The organism is Pseudonocardia sp. NPDC049635 (assembly GCF_040659795.1).
Taxonomy (GTDB): Bacteria; Actinomycetota; Actinomycetes; order Mycobacteriales; family Pseudonocardiaceae; genus Pseudonocardia.
On sequence record NZ_JBFAON010000018.1, the window covers coordinates 53,312 to 79,743 of the forward strand.

General features: G+C 73.5%; 26 protein-coding genes and 1 tRNA gene. 18 read left to right on the top strand and 9 right to left on the bottom strand.

The genetic code is table 11. The annotated features are described in order from the left end of the window. Nucleotides 1-83: 83 nt before the first annotated feature. Together AB0J24_RS20480 and AB0J24_RS20485 are read right to left on the bottom strand one after the other, a co-directional pair. A complete protein-coding gene (locus tag AB0J24_RS20480; protein ID WP_358683621.1) occupies nt 84-443 on the bottom strand; it encodes an FmdB family zinc ribbon protein in 360 nt (119 codons plus the stop codon). 93 nt (nt 444-536) lie between these two features. Beyond that, on the bottom strand, nt 537-1,190 hold the full coding sequence (locus AB0J24_RS20485; protein WP_358683623.1) for a 5-formyltetrahydrofolate cyclo-ligase: 654 nt from the start codon (nt 1,188-1,190) through the stop codon (nt 537-539). Nucleotides 1,191-1,226: 36 nt separating this feature from the next. On the opposite strand from AB0J24_RS20485, the gene AB0J24_RS20490 reads away from it, so the two are divergent. The 6 genes from AB0J24_RS20490 to AB0J24_RS20515 all read left to right on the top strand — a co-directional run bounded on the left by AB0J24_RS20490 (nt 1,227) and on the right by AB0J24_RS20515 (nt 6,932). Then, nucleotides 1,227-2,129: a UTP--glucose-1-phosphate uridylyltransferase gene (locus AB0J24_RS20490; protein WP_358683625.1), complete on the top strand. Its 903-nt coding sequence runs from the start codon at nt 1,227-1,229 to the stop codon at nt 2,127-2,129. 6 nt (nt 2,130-2,135) lie between these two features. Continuing rightward, nucleotides 2,136-3,356, top strand: coding sequence for a gephyrin-like molybdotransferase Glp (gene glp / locus AB0J24_RS20495; RefSeq protein ID WP_358683627.1), 1,221 nt, complete (start codon nt 2,136-2,138; stop codon nt 3,354-3,356). A gap of 20 nt (nt 3,357-3,376) precedes the next feature. After that, nucleotides 3,377-4,027, top strand: coding sequence for a GNAT family protein (locus AB0J24_RS20500; protein ID WP_358683629.1), 651 nt, complete (start codon nt 3,377-3,379; stop codon nt 4,025-4,027). Between the two features lie 177 nt (nt 4,028-4,204). Continuing rightward, on the top strand, nt 4,205-5,425 hold the full coding sequence (glpR, locus tag AB0J24_RS20505; protein WP_358683631.1) for a gephyrin-like molybdotransferase receptor GlpR: 1,221 nt from the start codon (nt 4,205-4,207) through the stop codon (nt 5,423-5,425). Nucleotides 5,426-5,469: 44 nt separating this feature from the next. Beyond that, nucleotides 5,470-5,542, top strand: a tRNA-Ala gene (locus tag AB0J24_RS20510). Between the two features lie 691 nt (nt 5,543-6,233). After that, a complete protein-coding gene (locus AB0J24_RS20515) occupies nt 6,234-6,932 on the top strand; it encodes a DUF3761 domain-containing protein (protein ID WP_358683733.1) in 699 nt (232 codons plus the stop codon). A gap of 60 nt (nt 6,933-6,992) precedes the next feature. On the opposite strand, the gene AB0J24_RS20520 is transcribed toward AB0J24_RS20515, so the two are convergent. Then, nucleotides 6,993-7,919 carry a LysR family transcriptional regulator gene (locus AB0J24_RS20520; RefSeq protein WP_358683633.1) on the bottom strand — a complete coding sequence of 309 codons (927 nt, stop codon included), beginning with the start codon at nt 7,917-7,919 and terminating at the stop codon, nt 6,993-6,995. Nucleotides 7,920-8,011: 92 nt separating this feature from the next. Between AB0J24_RS20520 and AB0J24_RS20525 the strand changes: the two genes are divergently transcribed. The 7 genes from AB0J24_RS20525 (at nt 8,012) to AB0J24_RS20555 (ending at nt 15,459) form a co-directional block, all read left to right on the top strand. Further along, entirely contained in the window at nt 8,012-9,520 is a 1,509-nt protein-coding gene (locus AB0J24_RS20525; RefSeq protein ID WP_358683635.1) for an SLC13 family permease, read from the top strand. Then, a complete protein-coding gene (locus tag AB0J24_RS20530) occupies nt 9,517-10,854 on the top strand; it encodes an acyclic terpene utilization AtuA family protein (protein WP_358683637.1) in 1,338 nt (445 codons plus the stop codon). Before AB0J24_RS20525 ends, AB0J24_RS20530 begins: the two co-directional genes overlap by 4 nt. Then, complete coding sequence (locus AB0J24_RS20535; RefSeq protein WP_358683639.1) at nt 10,854-11,180, top strand: hypothetical protein; 327 nt, start codon at nt 10,854-10,856, stop codon at nt 11,178-11,180. The genes AB0J24_RS20530 and AB0J24_RS20535 overlap by 1 nt, the downstream gene beginning before the upstream one ends. Before the next feature lie 136 nt (nt 11,181-11,316). Continuing rightward, nucleotides 11,317-12,792, top strand: coding sequence for a GAF domain-containing protein (locus AB0J24_RS20540; protein WP_358683641.1), 1,476 nt, complete (start codon nt 11,317-11,319; stop codon nt 12,790-12,792). 80 nt (nt 12,793-12,872) lie between these two features. After that, nucleotides 12,873-13,337, top strand: a complete 465-nt coding sequence (locus tag AB0J24_RS20545) for a hypothetical protein (RefSeq protein ID WP_358683643.1) — start codon at nt 12,873-12,875, stop codon at nt 13,335-13,337. Beyond that, the gene (locus AB0J24_RS20550; RefSeq protein WP_358683645.1) at nt 13,334-14,899 is read left to right on the top strand and encodes a GMC family oxidoreductase; all 1,566 of its coding nucleotides are present in this window, start codon (nt 13,334-13,336) and stop codon (nt 14,897-14,899) included. Before AB0J24_RS20545 ends, AB0J24_RS20550 begins: the two co-directional genes overlap by 4 nt. A gap of 14 nt (nt 14,900-14,913) precedes the next feature. Next, the gene (locus AB0J24_RS20555) at nt 14,914-15,459 is read left to right on the top strand and encodes a YbhB/YbcL family Raf kinase inhibitor-like protein (protein WP_358683647.1); all 546 of its coding nucleotides are present in this window, start codon (nt 14,914-14,916) and stop codon (nt 15,457-15,459) included. Nucleotides 15,460-15,497: 38 nt separating this feature from the next. On the opposite strand, the gene AB0J24_RS20560 is transcribed toward AB0J24_RS20555, so the two are convergent. The 3 genes from AB0J24_RS20560 to AB0J24_RS20570 all read right to left on the bottom strand — a co-directional run bounded on the left by AB0J24_RS20560 (nt 15,498) and on the right by AB0J24_RS20570 (nt 18,632). Then, entirely contained in the window at nt 15,498-16,439 is a 942-nt protein-coding gene (locus AB0J24_RS20560; protein WP_358683649.1) for a CopD family protein, read from the bottom strand. 16 nt (nt 16,440-16,455) lie between these two features. Continuing rightward, on the bottom strand, nt 16,456-17,022 hold the full coding sequence (locus AB0J24_RS20565) for a copper resistance CopC family protein (protein WP_358683651.1): 567 nt from the start codon (nt 17,020-17,022) through the stop codon (nt 16,456-16,458). A 74-nt stretch (nt 17,023-17,096) separates the two neighbouring features. Continuing rightward, nucleotides 17,097-18,632 carry a phospholipid carrier-dependent glycosyltransferase gene (locus AB0J24_RS20570; RefSeq protein ID WP_358683735.1) on the bottom strand — a complete coding sequence of 512 codons (1,536 nt, stop codon included), beginning with the start codon at nt 18,630-18,632 and terminating at the stop codon, nt 17,097-17,099. Nucleotides 18,633-18,716: 84 nt separating this feature from the next. Between AB0J24_RS20570 and rsmI the strand changes: the two genes are divergently transcribed. Further along, nucleotides 18,717-19,574 carry a 16S rRNA (cytidine(1402)-2'-O)-methyltransferase gene (rsmI, locus tag AB0J24_RS20575; RefSeq protein ID WP_358683653.1) on the top strand — a complete coding sequence of 286 codons (858 nt, stop codon included), beginning with the start codon at nt 18,717-18,719 and terminating at the stop codon, nt 19,572-19,574. 36 nt (nt 19,575-19,610) lie between these two features. Here the strand turns inward: rsmI and AB0J24_RS20580 are convergent, their stop codons facing one another. Continuing rightward, complete coding sequence (locus AB0J24_RS20580) at nt 19,611-20,786, bottom strand: cation:proton antiporter (protein ID WP_358683655.1); 1,176 nt, start codon at nt 20,784-20,786, stop codon at nt 19,611-19,613. Between the two features lie 6 nt (nt 20,787-20,792). Continuing rightward, nucleotides 20,793-21,275 carry a cation:proton antiporter regulatory subunit gene (locus AB0J24_RS20585; RefSeq protein WP_358683657.1) on the bottom strand — a complete coding sequence of 161 codons (483 nt, stop codon included), beginning with the start codon at nt 21,273-21,275 and terminating at the stop codon, nt 20,793-20,795. 106 nt (nt 21,276-21,381) lie between these two features. On the opposite strand from AB0J24_RS20585, the gene AB0J24_RS20590 reads away from it, so the two are divergent. After that, the gene (locus tag AB0J24_RS20590; protein ID WP_358683659.1) at nt 21,382-21,933 is read left to right on the top strand and encodes a Uma2 family endonuclease; all 552 of its coding nucleotides are present in this window, start codon (nt 21,382-21,384) and stop codon (nt 21,931-21,933) included. Nucleotides 21,934-21,944: 11 nt separating this feature from the next. Here AB0J24_RS20590 and AB0J24_RS20595 read toward each other — a convergent pair whose 3' ends face one another. Next, complete coding sequence (locus AB0J24_RS20595) at nt 21,945-22,508, bottom strand: TetR/AcrR family transcriptional regulator (protein ID WP_358683661.1); 564 nt, start codon at nt 22,506-22,508, stop codon at nt 21,945-21,947. A 113-nt stretch (nt 22,509-22,621) separates the two neighbouring features. On the opposite strand from AB0J24_RS20595, the gene metG reads away from it, so the two are divergent. From metG to AB0J24_RS20610, 3 genes are all read left to right on the top strand, one after another. After that, nucleotides 22,622-24,412, top strand: a complete 1,791-nt coding sequence (gene metG / locus AB0J24_RS20600; protein WP_358683663.1) for a methionine--tRNA ligase — start codon at nt 22,622-22,624, stop codon at nt 24,410-24,412. Beyond that, on the top strand, nt 24,409-25,257 hold the full coding sequence (locus tag AB0J24_RS20605) for a TatD family hydrolase (RefSeq protein ID WP_358683665.1): 849 nt from the start codon (nt 24,409-24,411) through the stop codon (nt 25,255-25,257). The genes metG and AB0J24_RS20605 overlap by 4 nt, the downstream gene beginning before the upstream one ends. A gap of 303 nt (nt 25,258-25,560) precedes the next feature. After that, a complete protein-coding gene (locus tag AB0J24_RS20610) occupies nt 25,561-26,418 on the top strand; it encodes a resuscitation-promoting factor (protein ID WP_358683667.1) in 858 nt (285 codons plus the stop codon). The last annotated feature ends 14 nt before the right edge of the window (nt 26,419-26,432 follow it).

Genomic DNA, 26,432 nt, shown 5'->3' on the forward strand with positions numbered 1-26,432 from the left:
CGACGCTAGGGCGGACGGAGGCCGTTGAACGGTGGGATCAGCGACCTGTGGACAACTCGAGGGCCTGTGGACGGCTGCTCCGGTCAGGAACCGGCGGCGGCCTTCGCGGAGGACGACGAGGTCTCCGACTTCGTGGAGGTGGAGGACTTCTCCGAGGAGGAGCCGGCGGACTTCTCCGAGGAGGACCCGGCCGATCCGTCCGAGGAGGACGAGGACGAGGAGGTCGACGTGGCGGAGTCCGAGGAGCTGCTGCCGTTCACCGAGCCGGAACGCGAGTCGGTGCGGTAGAAGCCGCTGCCCTTGAACACGATGCCGACCGAGGAGAAGACCTTGCGCAGCTTGCCCCCGCAGCTCGGGCACTCGGTGAGGGCGTCGTCGGAGAACGCCTGGACCGCCTCGAAGCGGTGGTCACACGCTGTGCACGCGTACTGGTAGGTCGGCACGACATCCTCCGGGACAACGGTTGGCACTCCACGACTGCGAGTGCCAGCATACTCCGCGTCCGCCGGTGGTCCGACCTGTCCGGCCGTCGAGGCTCAGCCGGTGGGTGAGACGCGCACCACGCCGGCGTCGGGGAGCACCACGAGCCCGACGGGGACGTCGTGCGGCTCGGCAGGGACCGTGTCGAGCAGCTCGCCGTCGTGCAGCGGCACCGCGACCACGACCCCGGGCGCCACCAACGGGAGGGTGCGGTCGTAGTAGCCGCCGCCGCGGCCGAGCCGCCGCCCGGCCCGGTCCACGGCCAGCGCCGGCACCAGGACCAGAACCGCCGAGGTCAGCGCCTCGGGATCCAGGTGCGGCCCGGCCGGCTGCCGGGTCCCGAACGGGCCGTCGACCAACCCGCCCGGACCGGTGTAGCGGGCCCAGCCCAGTGGGCCGGGCCTGGCCGGGACGACCGGCACGATGATCTCGTGCCCGGCGTCGAGCAGCGCGTCCGGGAGCGCCGGGACGTCCCCGGCCGGGGCGCCCGGCTCACCGCCGATCGGCAGGTAGCAGGCCACCGGCCCGGGCCGCCCGGATGCGAGCGAGATCACATGCCGGCTCAGCGCCGTGGTGGCCGCGGCGCGGTCCGCGGCCGACCGGCGCACGCGCGCGCCGAGCAGGGCGCGGCGCAAGGCCCGTTTGCCGTCACCGGGCCGGCCGCCCTGATCAGGGGACGACCCGTCGGTCGTGTCCGCGCGAGCCGTCACGGCTCCAGGGTAGGGCTGTGGCTAGGCTCGCCGACCATGAGCGCGCAGACCACCAGTACGGCCGGGGCGTTCCGCACCGCCGTGGTCCCCGCGGCCGGTCTCGGAACGCGGTTCCTGCCGACGACCAAGGCGGTGCCGAAGGAACTGCTCCCCGTCGTCGACACTCCGGGTATCGAGCTCGTCGCCGCCGAGGCCGCCGAGGCAGGCGCCCAGCGGCTGCTGATCGTCACCTCACCGGGCAAGGACTCCGTCGCCGCGTACTTCCGTGAGGACGACGAGCTGGTCGCGACCCTGGAGAAGCGGGGCAAGGGTGAGCTGGCCGACCGGGTCCGTCGCGCCCCCGGCCTGCTCGAGGTCGAGTCGGTCCACCAGCACGAGCCGAAGGGGCTCGGACACGCCGTCGCCCAGGCCGGCCCGGTGCTGGCCGACGACGAGCACGCCGTCGCCGTGCTGCTCCCGGACGACCTGGTCCTCCCGACCGGCGTCCTGGCGACCATGGCACAGGTCCGGGCCGAGTACGGCGGCAGCGTGCTCTGCGCGATCGACGTGCCGCGCGCGGAGATCTCCGCCTACGGCGTGTTCGAGGTCTCCGAGACCGGGGACCCCGACGTCAGACGGGTGCACGGCATGGTCGAGAAGCCCCCGGCCGACGAGGCGCCCTCCACCTTCGCCGCGGCCGGGCGGTACCTGCTGGACCGGGCGGTGTTCGACGCGCTCGACCGGATCACCCCGGGCGCGGGGGGTGAGCTGCAGCTGACCGACGCCGTCGCCCTGCTGATCTCCGAGGGGCACCCGGTGCACGTTGTCGTGCACCGCGGCGGGCGCCACGACCTGGGTAATCCGGCCGGTTACGCGCGCGCCTACGTCGACTTCATGCTGCTCCACCCGGAGTACGGCGAGAGCCTGCGCGGCTGGCTGACCGACCGACTGAAGGACTGAGGCGGCGTGCGCACGGTCGAGGAGCACCTCAGCCGGATCCTGGACGTGGCCGTACGGCCGGCCCCGGTGCGGGTCGCGATCGCGGACGCGCAGGGACTTCGCAGTGCCGAGGAGGTCGTCACCGGTCGTCCGCTCCCGGTGTTCGACCAGGCGGCGATCGACGGTTACGCGGTCCGCAGCGTGGACGTCGCCGGCGCCACCGAGGCGAGCCCGGTGACGATCCCGGTGGTCGGTGAGATCGCGGCGGGATCGCGGCAGCCGTTGCGGCTGCAGCCCGGCCAGGCCGTCCGGGTCGCGGCGGGGGCTCCGCTGCCGACCCTCGCCGACGCCGTCGCGCCGGTGGCATGGACCGACTCGGGCGCGGCCAGGCTGACGGTGCGCCGCGGTGTGCCCTCCGCCGGTTTCGTGCGCCGCGTCGGTGAGGACGTGCAGTCCGGTGACGTCGCCGTCCGCGAGGGCGACATCGTGGGATCCGCGCAGGTCGCGATGCTGGCGGCGGCCGGGCGGGACAAGCTGCTGGTGCATCCGCGGCCGCGGGTGTCGATCGTGTCGGCCGGTGACGAGCTGGTCGAGGTGAGCCGGGCGGCGTCGTCCGGGCAGGTCGCCGACGTCTGCTCGCACGCGCTCACCGCCGCCGCCCGGGAGGCCGGTGCGGAGACGAACCGGGCCCGGATGGTCGGCGGCAGCGCCGGTGAGATCCGTGGGGCGGTCGAGGACCTGCTGCCGGCCAGCGAGATCATCGTGGTGTGCGGTGCCGGCGGCGGTTCGGCGGCCGCCGAGGCGCGCAGCGCGCTCTCCGATCTCGGCGGGATCGACGACACCCGGATCGCGGTGCACCCGGGATCCGCGCAGGGGTACGGCCGGCTCGGTCCGGACGCGGTGCCGGTGTTCCTGTTCCCGCCGCACCCGGCGACGGCGCTGGTGTTGTTCGAGGTGTTCGTGCGGCCGCTGGTCCGGCTGGCGCTGGGGCAGGAGGCCCGGCGCCGGACCCGGACCGCGCGCCTGACCTCGCCGCTGGTCTCACCGGCCGGGCGACGGTCCTACGTCCCCGCCCGGTTGTTGCGCGACGACGTGGGTGGTGAGCTGCTCGCTCAGCCGCTCGGCGGGTCAGGCACCCATCTGCTCGCCGTCCTCGCCGAGGTCAACGCGCTGGCCGTGGTCCCGGAGGACGTCACCGAGCTCACGGTGGGGGAGCAGATCGAGCTCGTTCCCCGCGGCCGCGGCTGACCGGGGTGCCCCCCGCGCCGGTGCCGGAGCCACCCGGTGCTCACCCCGGCTGGCCCGCCCGGCTCGGCCCGTTGCGGGTGCGCGGCCATGAGGTCGGGTTGCGCCCGGTCCGGTTGCGCGACGGCGCCGACTGGGCCCGGATCCGGCGGCGTGACGAGGCCTACCTGCGCCCGTGGGAACCCACCACGCACGGTGGATGGGCCCGCCGGAACTCGCCCGCCGAGTGGCCGGGCCGCTGGTACCTGCTGCGTGCGGCGGCCCGCCGGGGTCTGTCGCTGCCGTTCGCGATCACCGTCGACGGCGGGTTGGTGGGGCACGTGATGGTCGGGAACGTCGTGCGCGAACCGCTGCTCTCGGCCTACGTCGGATACTGGTGCGACTCCCGTTTCGCCCGGCGGGGGATCACGACGGCCGCGGTCGCGATGGTGCTCGACCACTGTTTCGGACCGGTCCGGTTGCACCGGGTGGAGGCGACCGTCCGGCCGGAGAACGCCGCCAGCATCGCCGTGCTGTGCAAGTTGGGTTTCCGGCGCGAGGGGTTGTTGCTGCGCTACCTCGACGTCGACGGCGCCTGGCGTGACCACTACGCCTACGCCCTGACCGCCGAGGAGTCCCCGGCCGGTGGTTTCGCAGCGAAACTCATCCGGGACGGCCGGGCCACCCGCGCCTGACCGTCACCCTCCGGAGTCACTGGTGTACCGCCCGTCTCTCAGGTGCTGCCGTCCGTCCGGGGGACCACGGCGCGTCGCGACCGCGGAGCGGACCGTTCGCCGATTACGGTGATCGTCGGTGGACGGGATCGGGGCCCGCCATCGGGTGGACTGCGCCGGTCGGGGAGGAGGCAGCCCGTGCCCAGCTCGCTGATCTTCGTGGGTCTGGTCGTGCTGTGGCTGCTGATCCTGGTGCCGACCGTCGCCCGTCGTCAGCAGGAGGTGGCCCGGCTGAGCCCGGCGCTGCTGTCCGGTCGGGTGCTGGAACGCCCGATGCGGCATCGATACCCGGAGGTACTGGTGATGGAACGATCCGGTCCGAGCACCGTGGGCGAGCTGGTACAGCGCAGCGACGGCGTGCCCGGCCCCCGCGACCGTCACGACGGCGCGTACGACGGGTACGACGAAGAGATCGACGCCGAGATCGACGACGAGGGCCACGTACACGGTCTCGACGACGATCACCTCGGCGTGGAGGCCGGGAGCGACGAGCACCCCGAGCCCGACGGCGGCCGTGCCGCGGACCGGGAGCGCGACCCCCGGGCAGCGGCGTCGGTCGCCGTCGGTGACACCGGTCCCGCGGAGGACCGGTTCGTCGACGGGGATCACGACATCGATCGTGACGAGATGCTCGAACCGGACGGAACCGGCATCGGGCATCGGGACGACGAGCACGCCGATCGGTCCCCGTACCGGTACCGGCCCGGCCGCGGTGGGTTCGATCCCGACGCGGCGGCCGCGGCGGCGCACGCCAAGTACGCGTTCCGCCAGCGGGTGGTGCTGGCCCTGCTCGTGCTGCTGGTCGCCGCGGGCGCGACCGCGCTCCTGGTGTCCACCGTGTTCTGGTGGGTCGCCGGTGCCCTCGGGGCCGGTCTGGTCGGCTACCTCACCTACCTGCGGCGTCAGGTCCGGATCGAGGAAGCCATCCGGGCCCGCCGCGCGGCCCGGTTCGCCGCGCCGCGCCGCGCCACGGCCGAGGCTGCGGTGGGCGAGGACACCGATCCCCGCGGCGCCGACGACCGCGGCGCCGATCACCGCAGTGCCGATCACCGCGAGGGGGGCAGCGACGCCAGGGGTGACCAGCAGCCCGAGAGTGGTGAGGACGACACCGACTGGACCGCCGACGACGGCGAGCCGACCCGGGTGCGCGGAACGGGCCAGCCCCTCGGAGTGCTCCCGGCCCGCCGGCGCACCGTGGACGGCCCGGCCTCGACCGAGCACGAGTCGTCGCTGCCGAGGCTGGTCGCGGCCCCGCCGCCGCCGGTCCCGGAGGGCACATCGCTGGTCGACGTGGACGCCGAGGAGGAGCCGGACGTCCTCGACGAGCTCACCCCGCACCGGCGTGCGGCGGGCGAATAGGGGTCTGTTAGTGTTCTCCAGGTCAGCCCGCGAGGGCGGGCCGCGGGGCTGTAGCGCAGTTGGTAGCGCGTCTCGTTCGCATCGAGAAGGTCAGGGGTTCGATTCCCCTCAGCTCCACATACCACGTCCGGTTCGCGCTCCGACCTCCGGTGGAGGCCGGAGCGCTGTCGTTCTGCTCGGCCCAGGCTCACGAGCGCCATCCGGCCCGGCTCAGCAGGCCCGTGTGGACTTCCCGCGCGGGATGGCCTCTCAACTACACCTGACCCAGGGCAGTGCGCTCGCGTCCGGGCTCGTCACGATCGTCGATCACACTCGGTCCGTCCGTGACGCGGCCCCGGGTCGCGGCCCACCCGGACGCTGGTGCCGCTCGAGCCGGTGACGCAGTCATGCGCGTCGCCGCGCCGCCGCCGTCGAGTACGGAAGCCGCACCGTCGGCCCGGCTGACGGGGCTCTCCGGGGGTGGACCGCTCTGCGGGCCGAACCGGCTCTCCCGGGCACGGGGCCGCGACGACGCTGTGAGGTCAGCCCCTGGCAGTCAGGGCAGTGGTTTCCCTTCCGTGTGCGGAAACCCGGATCATCACAGTTGCGGATAACCGTGAGTAACTCTCCCGTTGCCGCAACGAGGTCGCCGACCGTCTCGATGCTGTGTGTGCCTAGCTGATCACGGCACGTAACTCGACGAAACGGTGAGACGACGGTGAACGGACCCGCACATCCCGGCCGGTACGAGGACCCGCCGACGGATCGGCTCCCCGTGGTGCCGATCGACCGGTCGCGTAACCGCCTTGCGACGGCGGGCATCGTGCTGATGCTCCTGGCGGTGGTCCTGCTGCCGCTCGCACCGGCCGTCGGGACGTTGCCGGCGCTGGCCGCGCTGGTGTGCGCGGCGGTCGGCGCATGGCGCAGCCGGGGCGGGCACGCGGTGAACCGGGGCCGGGCGGTGACCGCACTGATCGGCGCACCGGTCGTGCTCGTCGCTGCGGTCGCGCTGACACCGCCGGTCGCCCCGGTGACGGCCGAGCCGGCGGCGGCGGAGCGAGCTGATGCCCGGGCCGCCGAGACCGCCGCCCGGGAGCGCGCCGCCGAGGAGCGCGCGGCGACGGAACGGGCCGAGCAGGAGCGGCTGGCGCAGGAGCTGGCGGCCGAGCGACGTGCCGCGGAGCAGACCAGGGCAGAGCAGGCCGAGAGAGAGCGGCTGGCCGAGGAACGGGCCGAGCAGGAGCGCGCGGACAGGGAACGGGCCGAGCAGGAACGCGCGGACGGGGAACGCGCTGACAGGGAACGCGCACAGCAGCAGCGGGCCGCGGCCGCCGACCCGGCCCCGGCCTCCGTCTGCAACTCCTCGACGCACTACGTCAACGCCGACGGCAACTGCATTCCCCGGCCGACGGAGGCGGCGAGCCCTCCGGCCGGTGCGACCGCGCAGTGCAAGAACGGTTCCTACAGCTTCAGCCAGAACCGGTCGGGAACCTGCTCCCGCAACGGTGGGGTCGCACGCTGGCTCTGACGGGACGGGCACGCTCGGGGCCGCCGCACGGACCGGACCGGTCCCCGACCGGCCGGTCGGTCAGCCTGCGCGTTCCACCCCCGGGCCGAAGCCGACCCCGGTGCGTCCGAGGTCGTCGAGCAGGCTCAGTAGTGCCGCGGCGGCCGGGGAGGACGGCCGTCGCGGGTCGTGGATCATGCACACCTCGCGGCGCAGCTCCGGCTCCCGGAGCGGGACGTGGGCCAGCCCGCTGAACGGGATCAGCGGCAGGACCAGCGCGGGCACGGCCGACACCCCGAGTCCGGCGGCGATCAGCCCGCCGACGGCGAGGATGTTGCGGGCGCGGGTGACGGTGCCCAGTTCGACCTCCTGCTCGGCGAGGACCCGGTCGGTGTGCGCCCGGATGCTGCTGCTGGGGTCGAACGCGACGAAGTCCCGGCCGTGCAGCTCGCGCCAGGCCACCGAGGCCTGTCCGGCGAAGGGGTCGTCCGCGGGCGCCACCAGGTGGAACAGGTCCCGGACCAGCGGAGTCGTCCGCAACCCGGTGACGGGCTCGGTCGACACGGTGAGTCCCAGGTCGGCGGTGCCGTCCCGGACCCGGTCGAGCACCTCGCGGGACAACCCGTCCAGCACCTCCACGGTGACCTCCGGGCGGTCCTCCCGGTAGCGGGCGAGGGCCGCCGGGAGGAGCCCGGCGGCCAGCGACGGCAGCGCGGCGACCGTGAGGTGGCCGCGGACCCCGGCCAGATAGCCGGTCAGGTGCGCCATCGCGGTGCGGTGCTCGGCCAGCACCCGCCGGGCGAGGACGACGAACTCGGCGCCCTCCGCGGTCGTCGCGACCGAGCGGGTCGTCCGCCGGAACAGCCGGACGCCGACCCGGCGCTCCACATCCTGCACCGTCCGCGACAGCGACGACTGCGCGAGCCCGAGCGACTCCGCCGCCTGCGAGAAGCTCCCGGCCTGTGCTACGGCGACCACCGCGCGGAGCTGCCGAATCTCCACATCCATGTCGGGCATACATCAATGTATCGATATTTGATGTTGGACAGTCAATTATGCGTGCGGTCACAGTGGGCCGATCCGCCACGAGAGGACCGACGATGGTGACGTTCCTGGGCTTCCTGACGATCGGGTTGATACTCACCCTGCTGCTCACCCAACGGGTGAGTGCCGTGGTGGCGCTCGCCGGCGTGCCGGTGGTGACGGCGTTGCTCGCCGGGTTCGGGCCCGGTGAGATCGGCACGTTCGTGTCCGACGGGTTGTCCGACGTGGTCGGTGTGACGGCGATGTTCGTCTTCGCGATCGTCTACTTCGGGGTGATGCGCGATGCCGGCCTGTTCGACCCGGTGGTCCGCCGGCTCGTCGCGCTGGCCGGGAACGCACCGACCACGGTGTGCCTGGCGACGACGGCGCTGGCGATGGCCGCCCATCTCGACGGCGCCGGCGCGACCACCTTCCTCATCACGATCCCGGCGATGCTGCCGTTGTTCGACCGGCTCGGGATGAGCCGGCTGACGCTCACCGTCTGTGTCGGCATGGGTGCGGGCACGATGAACATACTGCCGTGGGGCGGGCCGACCGCCCGCGCGGCGACCACCGCGGGAGTGGACGCCAACGAGGTCTGGGTCCCGCTGATCCCCGCCCAGCTGGCCGGAATGGTGGTCGCCCTGCTGATCGCCTGGTACCTCGGGCGTCGGGAGAGCCGCCGGGAGCCGGTGCGCGAAGCCGTCCGTGCCGCCGCGGGCGCGGACCCGGCCGCCGGTGGCCGGGCTGTCGGGGTCGCCGTCGAAGGATCGGCCGCGAGCGTGCCGGTCGCCCCGAGCCGGGACACGGGAACCGCTGGGCCGGAAGGGGCCGCCGAGCCGGCGAGCACCGGTCGGCCGGGTACCCGGAACAGGACCGGCCGGGAGAGCACGACCGGCGCCGAGCGCTCCCCGGACGACGGCGGTGCCACGACGGAGGCCGAGCCCTCCGCTGTCCCGGCGCGTCGGGTGTCGATGGCGGTGAACGTCGTGCTCACCCTCCTGACGGTGGCCGGTCTGGTGTCCGGGGTCGCGGCGCCCGAGTTCGTCTTCCTCTGCGCCGTCGTCCTCGCCCTGGTGATCAACTTTCCGGGGCTGTCCGAGCAGACCGAGCGGATCAACGCACAGGCCCCGGCCGCGATGCTGATGGCGTCGACGCTGTTGGCGGCCGGCGCCTTCCTCGGCATCCTGGAGGGCAGCGGGATGATCGACGCGATGGCGGTGGCGGTCGCCCAGTCGATCCCGGACGGCGTCGGTGGCGCGCTGCCGGTCGTCGTGGGCGTGCTCGGTGTCCCGCTCAGCCTGGTCTTCGGGCCGGACGCCTACTACTTCGGTGTGCTGCCCGTGCTCACGGCCGTGGGTGCGGAGTTCGGGGTGAGTGCGGTCGACCTGGCCCGCGCCTCGGTCGTCGGCCAGGAGACCGTCGGGTTCCCGATCAGCCCGATGACCGGGTCGTTCTACCTGCTCGTCGGACTGGCCGGGGTCGACATCGGACGCCACATCCGCGCGTTGTTCGGCTGGGCCTGGCTGATCAGCCTGGTGATGCTCGGCGTCGCCCTGGCCACCGGCGTGGTGATGCTGGGATGACCCGTCGGACACGTGTCGGGGCCGGCGCCGGGTTCGCCGGGGACCGCATCGACCCCGCGGTACGGCTGGTCGAGCAGGCCGGCCTGGACCACATCGTCTTCGAGTGCCTGGGCGAGCGGACGGTCGCCGCCGGCACGCTGCGGCGGTTGAGCGATCCGGCCGCCGGGTACGACCCGCTGCTGGCGGCCCGGCTGACGGCGGTGCTCCCGGCGTGCCGGAGCGCCGGGACGACCCTGATCACGAACTCCGGGGCGGCGAACCCGGAGGCCGCCGGTGAGCTGACCGGGCGGGTGGTCGCCCGGACCGGCTGCGGCCCGGTGCGGCTCGGCGTCGTCACCGGTGACGACGTGCTCGATGCCGTTCGACGGGCCGACCCGGTCGTGGCCGAGACCGGTCGCCCGGTGTCGGCGGGCCCCGAGCCGGTCTCGGCGCACGCCTACCTCGGTGCCGAACCGGTCACCGAGGCACTGGAGGCCGGCGCCGGGATCGTCGTCACCGGCCGGGTCGCTGACCCGTCGCTCTACCTGGGTGCGTTGCGCCACGACCTCGGCTGGGACGACGGACCGCATCTGTCCGGGATCGGGACGATGGTCGGTCACCTGCTGGAATGTGCGGGCCAGCTCACCGGCGGGTACTTCGCCGACCCGGTGACCAAGCCGGTGCCGGGCCTGGCGCGGCTCGGGTTCCCGTTCGCCGACGTCACCGCCGACGGCCGTGTGGAGCTGGGCAAACTCGCCTCCGACGGTGGACGGCTGGACCGGCGCACCTGCGCCGAGCAACTGCTCTACGAGGTCGGGGACCCGGCCGCCTACCTCACCCCGGACGTCACCGCCGACTTCTCCGGCGTCACGTTCCGGGAGACCGGCCCGGACACCGTCGCCGCAGGCGGCGCCACCGGCCGGACCCGCCCGGACCGGCTGAAGGTCACCCTCGGCTACCGCGGGGGCTGGGTCGGCGAGGGCCAGATCAGCTATGCCGGACCGCGCTGCCTGGACCGTGCCCGGCTGGCCGGGGAGATCGTGCGGGAGCGGCTGCGCGACGTGCACGGCATCCCGGAGGACGACGTCGAGGTCGAGTTCCTCGGTGCGGGCGCGGCGCACCGCGGGCTGGCTGCCCCGGGCGACCCGGTCGAGGTTCGGTTGCGGGTGGCCGCCCGCGCCCCGGACCGGGAGCGCGCCGATCTGGTCGGCTGGGAGGTCGAGTCGCTGTACACGAACGGCCCGGCCGGCGGCGGCGGCGCCCGTGCGGGTGCCCACGAGCAGGTCGTGGTCCGGTCCTGCCTGCTCGACCGGGCCCTGGTCCGGCCCGTGGTGACCGTGACGGAGGTGCGCTGATGCGGGTCGACGACGTCGCCGATGTCCGGGCGGGGGACAAGGGGGACACCCTGATGCTGGCGGTCCTCCCGCGGGACGAGGCCGGCTGGGCGCTGTTGCGGGAGCAGCTCACCGGCGCCGCGGTGCGGCGGCATTTCGGACCGGCCGTGACCGGCCCGGTGGACCGCTACGAGGTGCCGGGGCTCCCGGCGCTGGTGTTCCGGCTCCCCGGCGCACTCGGCGGGGGGGTGACCGGATCGCTCACCCTCGACGGGCACGGCAAGGCGCTCTCGTACCACCTGCTCACGCTGGAGCTGGAGGATCGGGGTGGGCCGGACGGACGCTGAAGCGGTGACGTGCTCCCACGACGGCACGGACGATCTTGTCTCAGGCTGAGACGTCCGGGGGGCGCGCCGGACGGCTGCGCCGTGCCACAGTCGGAGCATCTGATGAGTGCGACGACGCCTCGGAGGTCGTGAGAACATGGACGGCTCAGCCGGGCTCTGCGAGCGGGAGCAGATCGCACGGGCCACCGCCGTGGGCGGCGGTCCGGGCGTTCCGGACCGGATCGCCGCGTCGTGGCGGCGCAGCACGGAGTTCGGCGCGCCGCTGGACGAGGTCACGCCGTCGTTGTGCGGCGCGGTCGACGACGAGTCGCTGTTCTTCCGCTGCGGGCGCGAGGTCCTCGACGGCCTGCAGGAGACGTTGGCCGGGGAGCCGGTCAGCCTGATGCTCACCGACCCGGACGGGGTGGTGCTCGACCGGTCCTGCCGGGAACGCTCGCTGCTCTCCGCCCTCGACGCGGTCTACCTCGCACCGGGCTTCGACTACAGCGAACGGACGACCGGGACGACCGGGCTGGGCCTGGCACTGGCGGACCGGGCGCCGTCGCTGGTCCGGGCCGATCAGCACTTCTGCACCGAGCTGTGGGGCTACACCTGCGCCGCCGCCCCGGTGTCGGACCCGGTCACCGGTGAGCTGGTCGGCACCGTCAACCTGACCACGTGGGCGCAGCGCTCCGAACCGCTGCTGCTGGCGCTCGCACAGAGCGCCGCGAGCAGCGCGGCCGCGCTGATGCTGGCCCGGCACCGGGGCCGCAGCCCGCGCCCGGTCACCCAGGGGCGGGTCTTCCGGGTCCTGCTGCACCCGCCCGAGCCGGTACCGCCACCGCCGTCGCGGGCCCGCAGGGCCGCACTGGACGACGTCGAGGCCGCACTGTCGGCCGGGCGGATCGTCGCCGTCGTCGGTGAGGACGGGGTGGGCCGTACCGCGTTGCTCACCGACGCGCTCGCCCACACGCACCCGCGCGGGCGGGTGCTCGCGGCCCGGCCACCGACCGACCGGAGCGCCGAGGCCTGGCTCGACCTCTGGACGCCGGAGCTGGGCGAGGACGCCACGAGCATCGTGGTCAGCGCGGTCGACGGGTTGACGCCACCGGTCGCGTCGAAACTGGCCGGGATGCTCCGCGGTGGGAGCCCCGGGCGCCGGCCGGCGTTCGCGTTCACCGCCCGCGACCCGGACGCCGTACCCGCGGCGCTGCGCCCGTTCGTCGACGACTACGTGGAGCTGCCGCCGCTGCGGCACCGCCGCGAGGACGTCCTGCCGCTGGCCCGCACGTTCGCCGCGGCGCGCCGCGGCCGCGAGGTGCGGTTCACCGCGACCGCACGGCGGAGTCTGTCGACGTTCGGATGGCCCGGCAACGTCGAGCAGCTCCGCTCCGTGGTGGAGGCGGCGGTGGCGCGCAGCGACGTGGTCGACACCGGGCACCTGCCGTCCGAGGTGGCCGGCGGTGCGCCCCGGCGGACCCTGTCGCGGATCGAGATGGTGGAACGTGACGAGATCCTGCGCGTCCTCGCCGATCCGGGTACGACCATGAGCCGCGCCGCGCACGACCTCGGCATCAGCCGGGCGACCCTCTACCGCAGGCTCGACGTGTACGGGATCCGCAACGGATCCTGACCCCCTTTTCCGAGAACACACCGCATCCCTTCGACGGGACACCTGTGCCCGATTCCGGCCGAGACGAGAGCGAGACGACGATGTCCACCCTGTTGTCCGACGACCAGCGCCGCACGCTCGTCGACGTACTGCGTGCGGCGTTCCCGCACGACACCTTCCCCACGGGGCCCTACCAGCGGGCCGCGCAGGCCGTCCTCGACGCAGCGGCGGTGAACCCGCGCCTGCAGGCGCAGCTCCTGCAGGGGCTCACCGACCTCGACCGGCAACGCGAGGTCCCGTTCTCCCGTCTCGATCCCGACATCGCCGCGGTGGTCCTGCGCGGAGTGGCCGGCACGCCCTTCCTCACCGGGATCGTCGACGTCGCCGTGGTGGCCCTCTACGACGACCACGAGGTGTGGGAGGTGCTCGGTTACGAGGGCCCCTCCTACGACAAGGGCGGGTACATCGACCGCGGGTTCGACGACCTGGACTGGCTGCCCGACCCGCGGATCGAGAGCTACGGCTCCGGCAACGGGGCCGACGACCGGCAGGAGGCATCGGCATGACCCGCTTCGACTACGACGATTCCGACGTGGTGGTGGTCATCGGTTCCGGCGCGGGTGGCGGCACCCTGGCCAACGAACTGTGCCAGCGCGGCTTCAAGACCGTCGTCCTGGAGGCCGGACCGCATCTGACCGGCGAGGACTACCACCAGGACGAGTGGGCGGCCTTCGGTCAGATGGCCTGGACCGACCCCCGCACCACCTCGGGCAGCTGGGGGATCGCCCGGGACTTCCCGAACCTGCCCGCCTGGATCGTCAAGGCCGTCGGCGGTACGACGACGCACTGGGCCGGTGCCTGCCCGCGGTTCAAACCGCACGAGTTCGCCACCCGCACCATCTACGGCGACATCGACGGTGCCAGCCTGCTCGACTGGCCGATCACCCTGTCCGAGCTCGAGCCGTACTACGACAAGGCCGAGCGGAAGATGGGCGTGACGCACCGGCACGGGCGTCCGCCGCTGCCCGCCAACAACAACTACAAGGTGTTCGCCAACGGCGCCGACAAGCTCGGTTACCGCGACTACGCCACCGGTCCGTACGCGACCAACGCCGAGCCCTACGACGGCCGCCCCGCCACCGTCCAGGACGGGTTCAACTTCCAGGGCGACAAGCACGGGTCGAAGTGGTCGACACTGGTCGCCGAGCTGCCCAAGGCCGAGGCCACCGGGAACCTCGACCTGCGTCCGGACAGCCAGGCCGTGCAGATCCTGCACGGGCCGGACGGCCGGGCCACCGGTGTGCTCTACGCCGACCGCAACGGCACGTTGCGCCGCCAGCGCGCCGCGATCGTCTCGGTCGCGGGCAACTCGATCGAGACCGCGCGGTTGCTGTTGCTCTCGGCGTCCACCCGGTACCCGGACGGCCTCGCGAACTCCTCCGGGCAGGTCGGGCGCAACTACATGCGCCACACCACCGGCACCGTGTGGGGCCAGTTCGACAAACCGGTCCGGATGTACCGCGGCGAGACGATGGCGGGCGTGATCGCCGACGAGTCCCGTCTCGACACCGACCGGGGTTTCGCGGGCGGTTACTACATGGAGACGATCGCGCTCGGGCCCGCGTTCTTCGCCAAGTTCGTCGCACCCGGAAGCTGGGGACCGCGGTTGACCGAGATCGTCGACGGCTACCTCAACACCGCCGGCATGTGGATCGTCGGTGAGGACATGCCGCAGGAGACCAACCGGATCACCCTGTCCGACACGGTGGACGAGCACGGCCTGCCGGTCGCGAACGTCCACTTCGACGACCACCCGAACGACCTGGCGATGCGTCGTCACGGTCTGACCCAGGGCGCCGCGGTGTACAAGGCGGTCGGTGCGCACCGCACGATCGAGACGCCGCCCTACCCGTCGACGCACAACCTGGGTACCTGCCGGATGAGCCAGCGCCCCGGTGACGGTGTCGTCGACCGGTTCGGGCGCGCGCACGACGTGCCGAACCTGTTCGTCACCGACGGGAGCGTGTTCACCACCGGCGCGGCGGCCAACCCCACGCTGACGATCGTCGCCCTGGCCGTCCGGCAGGCCGACTACATCGCGTCCGAGTACCGCGCGAGCGGGAACTGAGGAGGAAGAATCCGATGACGTCATCGGTCTCGGCACCGCCGAACCCGTACCTGTTCCTGCCCGAGGTGCAGAGCTTCACCCTGACCATCACCGACATCGCCGACGGCGTGCCGCTGGCGCCGCCGCAGGTCAGCGGCATCATGGGCGCCGGTGGGCAGGACCGCTCACCGCAGCTGAGCTGGCGCGACTTCCCGGTCGCCACCCGCAGCTTCGCCGTCACCGTCTACGACCCGGACGCCCCGACCGGCAGCGGCTTCTGGCACTGGGCGGTCGCCGACATCCCGGCCGGGGTCACGTCGCTGGCGGCGGGCGCCGGGGACCCGGGCGGGGCGGGCCTGCCCGAGGGGGCGCTCGCCCTGCCCAACGACGCCGGGATCCACCAGTACCTCGGGGCCGCGCCACCGGAGGGCCACGGCCTGCACCACTACTACGTCGTCGTGCACGCCGTCGACGTCACACGGCTGGGTGTTCCGCGCACCGCCTCCCCGGCCTACCTGGGGTTCAACCTGTTCAGCCACACCCTGGCCAGGGCGACCATCACCGCGACCTACGAGCGCTGAGCCCGGACCAGGAGGGAGCCGAGGAGGGCTGCGCCCGGTCAGGCGGTGTGGGTGAGGGTCGCCGCGACACCGATCGCGGCGAGGAGCAGCAGGATCTCCACGCCGGCCCAGGCGAGCACCGGGATCCGCCCGGCACGTAACCGTCGGCGGGTGAGGCCGCCGAGCGCGGCCGCACCCGCCAGCAGCACGATCTTGACCAGCACCAGGGCGCCGTACCCGCCGTCGACGAGCTCAGCGGGTGAGCCCAGCCGCGCGGTCGCGGCGAGCACCCCGGAGACGACCAGCAGCGCGACGCTCCAACCGGCCAGCCGGGAGAAGCGGGGCAGCGCGACCGCCAGTCGTGCGGGTTCGCGGGCGAGTACGAGCACCGCACCGAGGCCACCGACCCACAGCAGCGCCGCGGCCACGTGCAGCACCACTCCGGGGACGGCGAGCGCCGCGTGCGGCGACGCCGCGGCGTGCCCGAACGCGGCGGGTGCCGCGGCCCCGGCGATCGCCAGCGCCAGCACCAGCGCCGCCGGGCCCGCGCCTGCCGGACGCCCGGCGACACAGCCGAGCAGCAGCACGGTGGCCGTCCCGGCCAGGATCAGGCCGGTCCCGGCGGCCGGGCCGGTCAGGTAACCGACGACGTCGGCCGGGCGCACCCTCGTGAGCGGCTCCCCGGCCGCCGTCGCACCCCGGACGACGGCCTCGACGAGCAGCACCGCCGTCCAGGCGGGCACCGCGACGATCAGTGCCCGGTCCGTGCCGGGGGACCGTCCCGGGGCCAGGAGCATCGTGAGCGCCGCCCCCGCGACGAGCAGCGCGGCCAGGTCGGCGGTGGCCCGCACCAGGGCCGCGGCGAGATCGAGCGGCACCGAGTCCGGCCCGATGCCGCCGCTCAGCCCGGCGGCGACGACCGCGGCGCCGAGCGCGACGGCGGACCAGCCCGCGAGGGTGGCCGGTCCGGCGTCGCGCCGGGGGGTGGTCGTGTCGGTCATCTCGTCGGGCGCGGGATCAGCCGGGGCGGCGGCGCAGGGCCACCGCCGCCCCGCCGCCGAGCACGACGACCGCGAGGAGCACCCACGGCCAGACCGGTGCCCCGTCACCGCCGTCTCCACTGTCCTCGGCGGCCGCGGGCGCGGCGGCGGAGGTCGTCGGAGCGGCGGTCGCCGCGTCGGCCGTCGCAGCGCCCGGCCCGGCCTGGGTCAGGACGAAGGGGATCGTGCCGGAGACCGGATGGCCGTCGTCGGAGACGACCCGGTACTCGATGGTGTAGGAGCCGGCGGCGCCCAGCGGTTGCAGGGGCACCGTCAGGGTGCCGTCCGCACCGGTGGCGGGGCCCCCGGCGTGGTCGGTGCCGTCCGGCCCGAGCACGGCGATCTCGGCGGTGTCCGCCGGCACGTTCTCGGAGAAGGTAAGGGTGATCTCGGACGGGGCCTGGGCCACCTCGGCGTTCTCGGCGGGCGTGCTGGACTCCAGCTCGGTGTGCGCCCACGCGGGAGCGGCTCCGAACAGCAGCGCGACCAGCACCACGGGCAGGACGAGGGTGACCCGGCGGATCGGGGAGGGTACGGGTGTCACCCTGCAGGAGTCGGTCGCCGGCGGCAGCCGGTTCCCGGGCAGGCCCCGGTTCACTCGTCCGGCGCAGGGTGCGGTCAGCGCCACGACGGCAGCCACAGCTGCGCCTGCCAGTGTTGCGGGGTGATCGGGTCGCCGACCAGGATCGGCCACAGCCACACGAAGTTGACCAGGATCAGGGCCACCCAGGCCGAGACGACCAGCAGGCCGGCCCGGCGTCGTCGCTCGGACATGCCCGCGGACCCGAGCAGCTGGCCCATCGCGAGCGTCGCGGCCAGCACCAGGAACGGCGCCACCGGCATCATGTAGAAGAAGTACATCTGCCGATCAAGGTTCACGAACCACGGCAGGAACCCGGCGCCGTAGCCGACCAGCACGGCCGTCCAACGCCAGTCCACCCGGGTGAGAGCCCGCCACAGACCCCACAGCAGTACCGGGACCGACGCCCACCACAGCGCCGGGGTGCCGACCAGCATCACCGCCGAGACGCACTCCGAGGCGCCGCAGCCGGTCGCCTCGTCGGAGTAGCGGTAGAGCATCGGCCGCAGACCCATCGGCCACGTCCACGGCTTGGACTCCCACGGATGCTGCCCGGCGCTGTCGCTGGTCAGGTTCGCGTGGAACTCCAGCGCCTGGCCGTGGTAGTACCACAGTGAGCGGAGCGCGTCCGGTGCCCAGGCGAACGGCCCGCCGGTGCCGATCCCGCGGCCCACCTGGTGCCGGTCGATCCCGGTCTCGCTGCCGAACCAGGCCCACCAGGACGCGACGTAGGTGAGGACCGGGACCAGCGCGAGCGCCCACAGGGCCGGGGCGAGGTCGCGTGCCACGGTCCCCGCCCACGGCCGGGCGACGCCTGCGCGGCGTCGCAGCGACACGTCCCAGAGCACGCAGAGCACGCCGAACGCGGCGACGTAGTACGACCCGCTCCACTTCACGGCGCAGGCCAGCCCGAGGCAGACACCGGCGGTGAGCCGCCACCAGCGCACCCCCCAGCGCGGCCCGAAGGGGGTGTCGGTGACCCGGCCCTGGGCCACCACCCTGGCCATCCGGGCCCGCACGTCGTCCCGGTCGCAGAGCAGCGCGGCGAACCCGGCCACCACGAAGAGCGCGGCGAACACGTCCAGCATGCCCATCCGGGACTGCACGTGGGACAGGCCGTCGGCGATCAGCAGCAGACCGGCCAGCCCGCCGAGTGCGGTGGACCGGGTGAGGCGCCGACCGGCCCGCACCACGAGCAGCACGGTCAGCACCCCGGCCAGTGCCGCCGCCGCCCGCCAGCCGACGCCGTCGTAGCCGAACACCATCTGGCCCAGCGCGATGAGCTGCTTGCCCAGCGGGGGATGGACGATCTTCTCGTAGCCGGGGTTGTTCTCCACCCCCCCGTTGCGGACCATCTCCCAGGCCTGCGGCACGTAGTGCTTCTCGTCGAACACCGGGGTGCCCCGGTCGGTGGGCTCGCCCAGCTCGTAGAACCGCAGCAGGGCGGCGAGCAGCACCACCCCGCCGGTGACCAGCCACCCGCGCAACCGGTCGGTGGGCGGCGGCGCGCCGAGCCGCGCGGCCGGACCGGGATCGGCGCGGCGCAACGGCGGGGGGGTGCCGAGGGGCGTCAGCCCCGGCTCGGGGGCCGCTCCGGCGACCCGGCTCCCGGGGTCGGCGGTCGAGGTGGCCACGGGGCCCGATCGTAGGGTGGTGCGGTGCCCGCATCGACCGCTGCTCCCGGTGTCCTGGTCCTGGCCGCCACACCGCTGGGCGACCCGCGGGACGCCTCGGCCCGGCTGTGCGAGCTGATCGGCACCGCGGACGTGATCGCGGCCGAGGACACCCGCCGGTTCCGCACGCTCGCCGCGGCGCTCGGTGTCACCTGGACGGGGAAGCTCGTCAGTCACTACGACGCGGTGGAGACCGAGCGGGCGCCCGGCCTGCTGGCGGCCGTCCGGGACGGGGCGACGGTGCTCGTCGTGTCCGACGCCGGGATGCCCGCGGTCTCGGATCCCGGTTACCGGTTGGTCGCCGCGGCGGCCGCCGAGGACCTCCCGGTGACCTGCCTGCCCGGCCCGTCCGCGGTGACGACGGCGCTGGTCCTGTCCGGGCTGCCGGCCGAGCGGTTCTGTTTCGAGGGTTTCCCGCCGCGCCGGCCGGGGGAGCGGCGCCGCTGGCTGGAGACGCTGCGCGACGAGCGCCGCGCCGTGGTCTTCTTCGAGTCCCCGCGGCGCACGGCGGACCTGCTGTCCGCCGCCGTCGAGGTGCTCGGGGCGCAGCGCCGGGCCGCGGTGTGCCGGGAGCTGACCAAGACCTACGAGCAGGTCCGGCGCGGCACCCTCGCCGAGCTCGCCGACTGGGCGGCGAGCTCGGAGGTGCTCGGCGAGGTCACGATCGTGCTCGCCGGTGCCGAGGCACCGGTGGCACCGCCGGTGGCGTCGCTGGTCGATGCCGTCCGGGAGCGGGTCGACGACGGTGAGCGCCTCAAGGACGCCGTCGCCGCCGTCGCCGCGGCGGCCGGGGTGCCCAAGCGCGACCTCTACAACGCCACCCTCGCCGCCCGGGACGGCTGACCCACCGCACGGATCCGCGGGCGCCGCTCGCCGGTGTCAGGTCGTGACGGCGCTCCGGGTGGGCAGCAGTCGCATCACCGGCTCGACGGAGCGGGCCAGGATCGGGCCCACCATCGCCATGATCAGCACATATGCGGTGGCCAGCGCGGACAGCTCGTCGGGCACCGCCGCGTACCCGACGGCCAGTCCGGCGATGACGATGGAGAACTCGCCCCGGGCGACCAGCGCCGCTCCGGCGCGGGCCCGGCCCATCCGTCCGATCCGGGCCCGGCTCGCCGCCCACCAGCCGGTCGCGAACTTGGTGACGGTGGTCGACACGACCAGCACCAGCGCCCAGCCGAGCACCGGCGGGATCGTCGCCGGATCGGTGGACAACCCGAACACGACGAAGAACACGGCCGCGAACAGGTCCCGCAGCGGCTCCAGCAGCCGGGTCGCGTTCTCCGCGGTGGAGCCGGAGATCGCGATCCCGAGCAGGAACGCGCCGACCGCCGCCGAGACCTGCATCGCCTGCGCGAACCCGGCGACCAGCAGCGCGGCGCCGAGCACCTTGAGCAGGAAGACCTCCTGGTCGTCGGAGTCGACGACCGCGGAGACGTAGCGGCCGTAGCGCAGCGCGACGACCAGCACCACCGAGATCACGGCGACCGAGATCGCGACCGCGCCGATCCCGCCCCACAGGGTCACCCCGAGCAGCAGCGCGGTCAGGATCGGCAGGTAGAGGGCCATCACGAGGTCCTCGAACACCAGTACCGACAGCACCACCGGGGTCTCCCGGTTGCCCAGCCGGCCCAGGTCGGACAGCACCTTGGCGACGATCCCGGACGACGAGATGTAGGTGACGCCGCCGAGCACCATCGCCCCGACCGGGCCCCAGCCGAGGACCAGTGCGACCGCGGCGCCGGGCGCCGCGTTGAGCACGATGTCGACGATCCCGGCGAGCCAGGACCGGCGTAGCCCGGTGACCAGCTCGGCGGCCGAGTACTCCAGTCCGAGCAGCAACAGCAGCAGGACGACGCCGACCTCACCGGCCAGCGAGGTGAAGTCACCGATGTCACCGAGCGGGAGGATCCCGCCGTTGCCGAAGGCGAGCCCGCCGAGGAGGTACAGCGGGATCGGGGACAGCCCGATCCGGTGCGCGAGCCTGCCCAGCAGGCCGAGGCCGAAGAAGACGGCGCCGAGTTCGAGCAGTTCGAGTGCGGTGTGGTCCAAGACGGTTCAGCCGCGGGCCAGCACGTCGGCGGCCTGGTCGAGCTTGTCGGCCTCCCCGACGGCGATCACGATGTCCCCGGAGACGAGCACGAAGTCCGGCGTGGGCGAGGGGACCACCTGCCCGGCCCGCATCACGGCCACCACCGACACCTGGGTGCGGGTGCGCAGCGAGGTGTCGCCGAGCGGGCGACCGTCGTAGGGGCTGTTCGTCCGGATCGGCAGCTTGCGGGTGGTGATCCCGGGCAGGTCGCGGTGCTCGTCGTTGAGCTGGTTGACCAGCTGCGGGGCGCCGAGCAGGTTCGCCAGCGTGCCCGCCTCCTCGACGGTGAGCGGGAGCTCGGCGAGGCAGGCGTCCGGGTCGTCGGCCCGGGAGAGGATGAGCTCGATCCGGCCGTCGCGGTGGGTGATGACACCGATCCGGCGGCCGCTGCGCAGCTCGATCTCCTTGCGCACCCCGATCCCGGGCAGCGGTGTCACGTCCACGTTCACGGTGCAACGATACGCCGCACCGGTCGGTCCGCGAAGGGACGACGGTCCGGCCGCCATCCGTCCGGATCGGGTCCCGGGGTGCTGCCCGCTGCGTATCATCACCTCCATGAAGGTCCTCATGCTCGACCCGCCGCAGGCGATGCTCGACGAGCGCCGCCGGCTGGGGCTGGACGGCCGGGACGAGATGTGGGACGGAGTGCTGCACATGGTTCCGCCGCCGGGTGGCCCGCATCAGCGGCTCAGCACGAATCTGATGCTGGCCCTCGGCCGGCTCGCACAGCGTCGCGGACTCGTCCCGCACGTGGAGACGGGGCTGTTCCGTTCCGAGGACGACTACCGGATCCCGGACCAGCTCTACTGCCGCCCCGAGCATCTCTCCGACCGTGGCGTGGAAGGTGCCGATCTCGTCGTCGAGGTCCGATCCGCACAGGACGAGACCTACGAGAAGATCGAGTTCTACGCTGCGGCCGGCGTGCGGGAGCTGCTCGTCGTGCACCCCGACGACCGGCGTGCCGAGGTGTTCCGCGCGGTCGGGAGCCGGCTGCTCCCGGTGCAGGCGACCGGTGGCGTCCTCGGGCTGGAGACGCTCGGCGTCGAGCTGCGTACCGTCACCGGTGCCCTGCACCTGAGCTGGGACGAGGGCTCCGCGCAGGTCTGAGCGGCGTCGGTTCAGCGGGTGGACATGCAGGACTCGTAGAGCCGCACCCCGTGTTCGAGGGCCTGGCCGCGGGTCACCGGGCTGTCCGGGTCCAGCCAGGCCAGGATGATCTCGGTGAGCCCGCCGAGGCAGAAGTGCCCGGCGACCCGCAGGTCGTCCGGTTCGATCCGGCTCCCGGCGTGGCCGCTGGTGATCAGCTCCGCGAAGCCCCGGTTGGCGCTGCGCCGCCGGGCGGCCAGCGGAGGGCAGCCGATCGCGTCGACCAGCGCGACCACCCGTCGCGGGTCCTCGTCGACGTTGTCGAAGAACGCCTCGAGCGCCGCCCGTACCTTCGCCATCGTGCTCGGTCCGGCCTGCTCGACCGCGCTGAGCGTGACGGCCGCGCGCTCGTCGACGACGTGGTCGAACACCGCGCACGCCAGGTCCACACCGGAGTCGAACTCCCGGGTGCTCTCTGCCCCGACGCCGGCCCGCTCGGCGGCCGACACGGGGTCGACTGCCGCCCAGCCGCCGTCCGCCCACTGCTGGAGGGCCGCGTCCAGCAGCGCGTCCCGGTCGCGCTCGGCAGCATCCATGACGTTCATCATGGCACCGGCCCGCCGCGTCGGCCGGTGGATCTGCGGTCCGGGCCGGCGTGGCGGACGTGCCGCCCGGCGGCGCGTCGGCCGCCGTGAATAGGCTGGGGAGCATGAGTAATGCCGTGCTGACCGCCGTGGCGTGGCCCTACGCCAACGGACCCCGGCACATCGGCCACGTCTCCGGCTTCGGTGTGCCCTCCGACGTGTTCGCCCGCTACCGGCGAATGGCGGGGGACCGGGTGCTGATGGTCTCCGGGACCGACGAGCACGGCACTCCCATCCAGGTGCAGGCCGACGCCGAGGGGCTGACGCCGCGACAGCTGGCGGACAAGTACAACGACGTCATCACCGCAGACCTGCAGGGTCTCGGACTGTCCTACGACCTGTTCACCCGCACCACGACCTCGAACCACTACGAGGTCGTGCAGCACATCTTCTCCTCGCTGTACCGCAACGGCTACATCGTGCCGAGGACACAGCTGGCCGCGATCAGCCCGTCCACCGGGCGCACCCTGCCGGACCGTTACGTCGAGGGCACCTGCCCGATCTGCGGTTACGACGGCGCCCGCGGCGACCAGTGCGACAACTGCGGCAACCAGCTCGACCCGGCCGATCTCAAGAACCCGCGATCGAAGATCAACGGGGAGACGCCGAGCTTCGTCGAGACCGAGCACTTCTTCCTGGACCTGCCCGCCTTCTCCAAGGCGCTGGGTTCCTGGCTGGCCACCCGGACCGACTGGCGGCCGAACGTGCTGCGGTTCTCGGCGAACCTGGTCGAGAACCTCAAGCCGCGGGCGATCACCCGTGACCTGGAGTGGGGCGTCCCGGTGCCGCTGGACGGCTGGTCGGACAACCCGATGAAGAAGATCTACGTCTGGTTCGACGCGGTGATCGGCTACCTGTCGGCGTCGGTGGAGTGGGCGCGCCGTGGGCCCGACCCGGACGCCTGGAAGCAGTGGTGGACCGACCCGGCGGCCCAGGCGTACTACTTCATGGGCAAGGACAACATCACCTTCCACTCGGTGATGTGGCCGGCCATCCTGCTCGGCCAGAACGGGCAGGGCGACCGCGGCGGCGAGCCCGGTACCTTCGGCACGCTGAACCTGCCCAGCGAGGTCGTCTCGTCGGAGTACCTGACGATGAGCGGCTCGAAGTTCTCCACCAGCCGCGGCACCGTCATCTACGTCGGCGACTTCCTGCGCGAGTTCGGGCCGGACGCGCTGCGCTACCACATCGCCGTCGCCGGGCCGGAGAACCAGGACGTCGACTTCACCTGGGACGAGTTCGTCCGCCGGATCAACTTCGAGCTGGCCAACGAGTGGGGCAACCTGGTCAACCGGTCCATCTCGATGGCGCACAAGAACGTCGGCGCGATCCCGAAGCCGACGGCACCCGCGCAGGCCGACGCCGAGCTGCTCGCCTACTCGAAGGCCGGGTTCGACACGGTCGGCGGGCTGCTCGCCCGCAACCGGTTCAAGCAGGCCGCGGGCGAGGCGATGCGGGTCGTGACGGCGGCCAACCGGTACCTGTCCGACCAGGAGCCGTGGAAGCGCAAGGACGACCCGGAGCGCCGGGACACGATCCTGCACACCGCGCTGCAGGTCGTGCAGGACGCGAACACGCTGCTCACCCCGTTCCTGCCGCACTCCGCGCAGCAGGTGCACGAGTCGCTGGGCGGAGCCGGGGTGTGGGCGGCGCAGCCGGAGCGCCAGGAGGTCGACGATCTCGGCGACGGGCCGTCCTACCCGGTGCTGACCGGCGACTACGCCGCCGAGCAGGCGCACTGGGGCTCCACCCCGATCGAGGTGGGCCGCCCGCTGGCCAAGCCGTCGCCGATCTTCACCAAGCTCGCGCCCGAGCTGGGGGAGACGGGCCCGGAGTGGGCCCCGATCCAGCAGTGAGCGAGGCGCAGACCGGCGCGCACGGGCGCCGGCCGCGACCGGACCCGCCCGAGCCGCTCGCCGCGCCGACGATCGACAGCCACACCCATCTCGACGCGTGCGGCTGCGAGACCGACGCCGACGTGGTCGCCGCGATGGACCGGGCGGCGGCGGTCGGCGTCGTGGGTGCGGTGACCATCGCCGACGACCTGGCCGGTGCCCGGTTCGCCGTGCGCGCCGCGCACGCCGACCCGCGGGTGTGGGCGGCCGTCGCGCTGCACCCGACCCGCACCGCCTCGGTGAGCGCCGGCGACCTCGCCGAGATCGAGCGGCTCGCCGCCGACGAGCGGGTGGTCAGCATCGGCGAGACCGGCCTGGACTACTACTGGGACCACTCGCCGCCCCCCGCCCAGCAGGAGGCCTTCCGCTGGCACATCGGACTCGCCAAGCGGACCGGCAAGCCCTTGATGATCCACGACCGGGACGCGCACGACGACGTGCTGCGCATCCTGCGTGAGGAGGGCGCACCGGACACGGTGGTGTTCCACTGCTTCTCCGGTGACGCGGCGATGGCCCGCGAGTGCGTGGACGCCGGTTACCTGCTGTCGTTCGCCGGTCCGGTGACGTTCAAGAACAACGACGAACTGCGCGCCGCTGCGGCGCTCGTCCCCGACGAGCAGTTCCTCGTCGAGACCGACGCGCCGTTCCTCACCCCGCACCCGCACCGCGGCCGGGCGAACGAGCCCTACGTGCTGCCCTGGACGGTCCGCGGGATGGCGGCGACGCGCGGGGAGACGGAAGCACGCGTCGCCGAGATGGCTCGGCGCAACGCCGAACGGATCTTCCGGACGGGCGCAACCGAATAACGCCGCCCGCCGAGCCCGCAGGCGGCTCGGTCGTCACTCACCGTCGATCACGAGCCGCTCGCCGCGGCAAGCGCGTCGGGTGCACCACCGGCGGGTCACGGTCCGCTAACGTCCTGCGTCGTACCCACCGGGATGGGAATGCCCCCCGACCCGCGGGACGACGGCCGGTCCGCTCCCCACGCATCGGTTCCGCTCCCCGGCACCGCGCCGGCCGTCGTCTCCGCAGGTCACACCCCCTGCCCGGAGAGCCGAGTCACCCGGGAAGTTATGTTCGAGCGCAACGTTGGTGTGTCCGGAGACGGTGTGTCCGAAGACGACGTCACGCGTCCGCTTCCCGTCTCCGCCCCGGCGGGTCTGGCCGGACCCGCGTACGAGGGCAGGCACCGGTCCACCGCGCGTTCGAAGGCGGGTGTACGCACCGTCGCCGCGGCGGCGTTGTTCTCGCTGCCCACCGGCGGCCTCGCCGCGGCCGTGATGGTGCCGCAGGCCGAGCCGGAGCCGCAGACGCTGCGCGCCGACCTGGCTGCCGGCGCCACCGATCTCGGCGCCGCGTCGATGGCCCTGGACAACACCGCCTCCGCCGCGTCGTTCGCCCCGGTCGCGGCCCCGGCGAGCGCGGCGGACATCGTCGACGCGCAGGTGGTGGAGCTGCTGAAGCTCCCGGTCCCGGAGCAGGAGGTGGCTGACCCGACGCTCGAGGAGGGCACCCGCACCGTCGTCGACCCGGGCTCCGAAGGTGAGCGCAGCGTGATCTGGCGGGTCACCTACGAGCAGGGCAACGAGGTCTCCCGCGAGCGGATCGGTGCCGGTCAGGACACCCCGGCGACACCGCGCGTGGTGAAGGTCGGCACGAAGAAGAAGGTCGAACAGACCCAGGAGCGCACCTCGACCGAGGCGCCCGCCGTGTCGAACGGTGCGACCTGGGACCGGCTCGCCCAGTGCGAGTCCGGCGGCAACTGGTCGATCAACACCGGCAACGGCTACCACGGTGGCCTGCAGTTCAACAAGCAGACCTGGCAGGCCTACGGCGGCAGCAAGTACGCGCCCACCGCCGACAAGGCGAGCCGCGAGCAGCAGATCGCCATCGCCGAGAACGTGCGTGACGACCGCGGTGGTTACGGCGCCTGGCCCGCCTGCTCGCGCAAGCTCGGCCTGCGCTGATCCCCGGATCGCCC

Excerpts from the sequence above, each read along its gene's own strand:
- AB0J24_RS20490 (WP_358683625.1), top strand. The coding sequence starts at position 1,227 with ATGAGCGCGCAGACCACCAGTACGGCCGGGGCGTTCCGCACCGCCGTG.
- AB0J24_RS20515 (WP_358683733.1), top strand. The coding sequence starts at position 6,234 with ATGCTCCTGGCGGTGGTCCTGCTGCCGCTCGCACCGGCCGTCGGGACG.
- AB0J24_RS20520 (WP_358683633.1), bottom strand. The coding sequence starts at position 7,919 with ATGGATGTGGAGATTCGGCAGCTCCGCGCGGTGGTCGCCGTAGCACAG.
- AB0J24_RS20525 (WP_358683635.1), top strand. The coding sequence starts at position 8,012 with ATGGTGACGTTCCTGGGCTTCCTGACGATCGGGTTGATACTCACCCTG.
- AB0J24_RS20530 (WP_358683637.1), top strand. The coding sequence starts at position 9,517 with ATGACCCGTCGGACACGTGTCGGGGCCGGCGCCGGGTTCGCCGGGGAC.
- AB0J24_RS20535 (WP_358683639.1), top strand. The coding sequence starts at position 10,854 with ATGCGGGTCGACGACGTCGCCGATGTCCGGGCGGGGGACAAGGGGGAC.
- AB0J24_RS20540 (WP_358683641.1), top strand. The coding sequence starts at position 11,317 with ATGGACGGCTCAGCCGGGCTCTGCGAGCGGGAGCAGATCGCACGGGCC.
- AB0J24_RS20545 (WP_358683643.1), top strand. The coding sequence starts at position 12,873 with ATGTCCACCCTGTTGTCCGACGACCAGCGCCGCACGCTCGTCGACGTA.
- AB0J24_RS20550 (WP_358683645.1), top strand. The coding sequence starts at position 13,334 with ATGACCCGCTTCGACTACGACGATTCCGACGTGGTGGTGGTCATCGGT.
- AB0J24_RS20555 (WP_358683647.1), top strand. The coding sequence starts at position 14,914 with ATGACGTCATCGGTCTCGGCACCGCCGAACCCGTACCTGTTCCTGCCC.
- AB0J24_RS20560 (WP_358683649.1), bottom strand. The coding sequence starts at position 16,439 with ATGACCGACACGACCACCCCCCGGCGCGACGCCGGACCGGCCACCCTC.
- AB0J24_RS20590 (WP_358683659.1), top strand. The coding sequence starts at position 21,382 with ATGAAGGTCCTCATGCTCGACCCGCCGCAGGCGATGCTCGACGAGCGC.
- AB0J24_RS20595 (WP_358683661.1), bottom strand. The coding sequence starts at position 22,508 with ATGGATGCTGCCGAGCGCGACCGGGACGCGCTGCTGGACGCGGCCCTC.
- metG (WP_358683663.1), top strand. The coding sequence starts at position 22,622 with ATGAGTAATGCCGTGCTGACCGCCGTGGCGTGGCCCTACGCCAACGGA.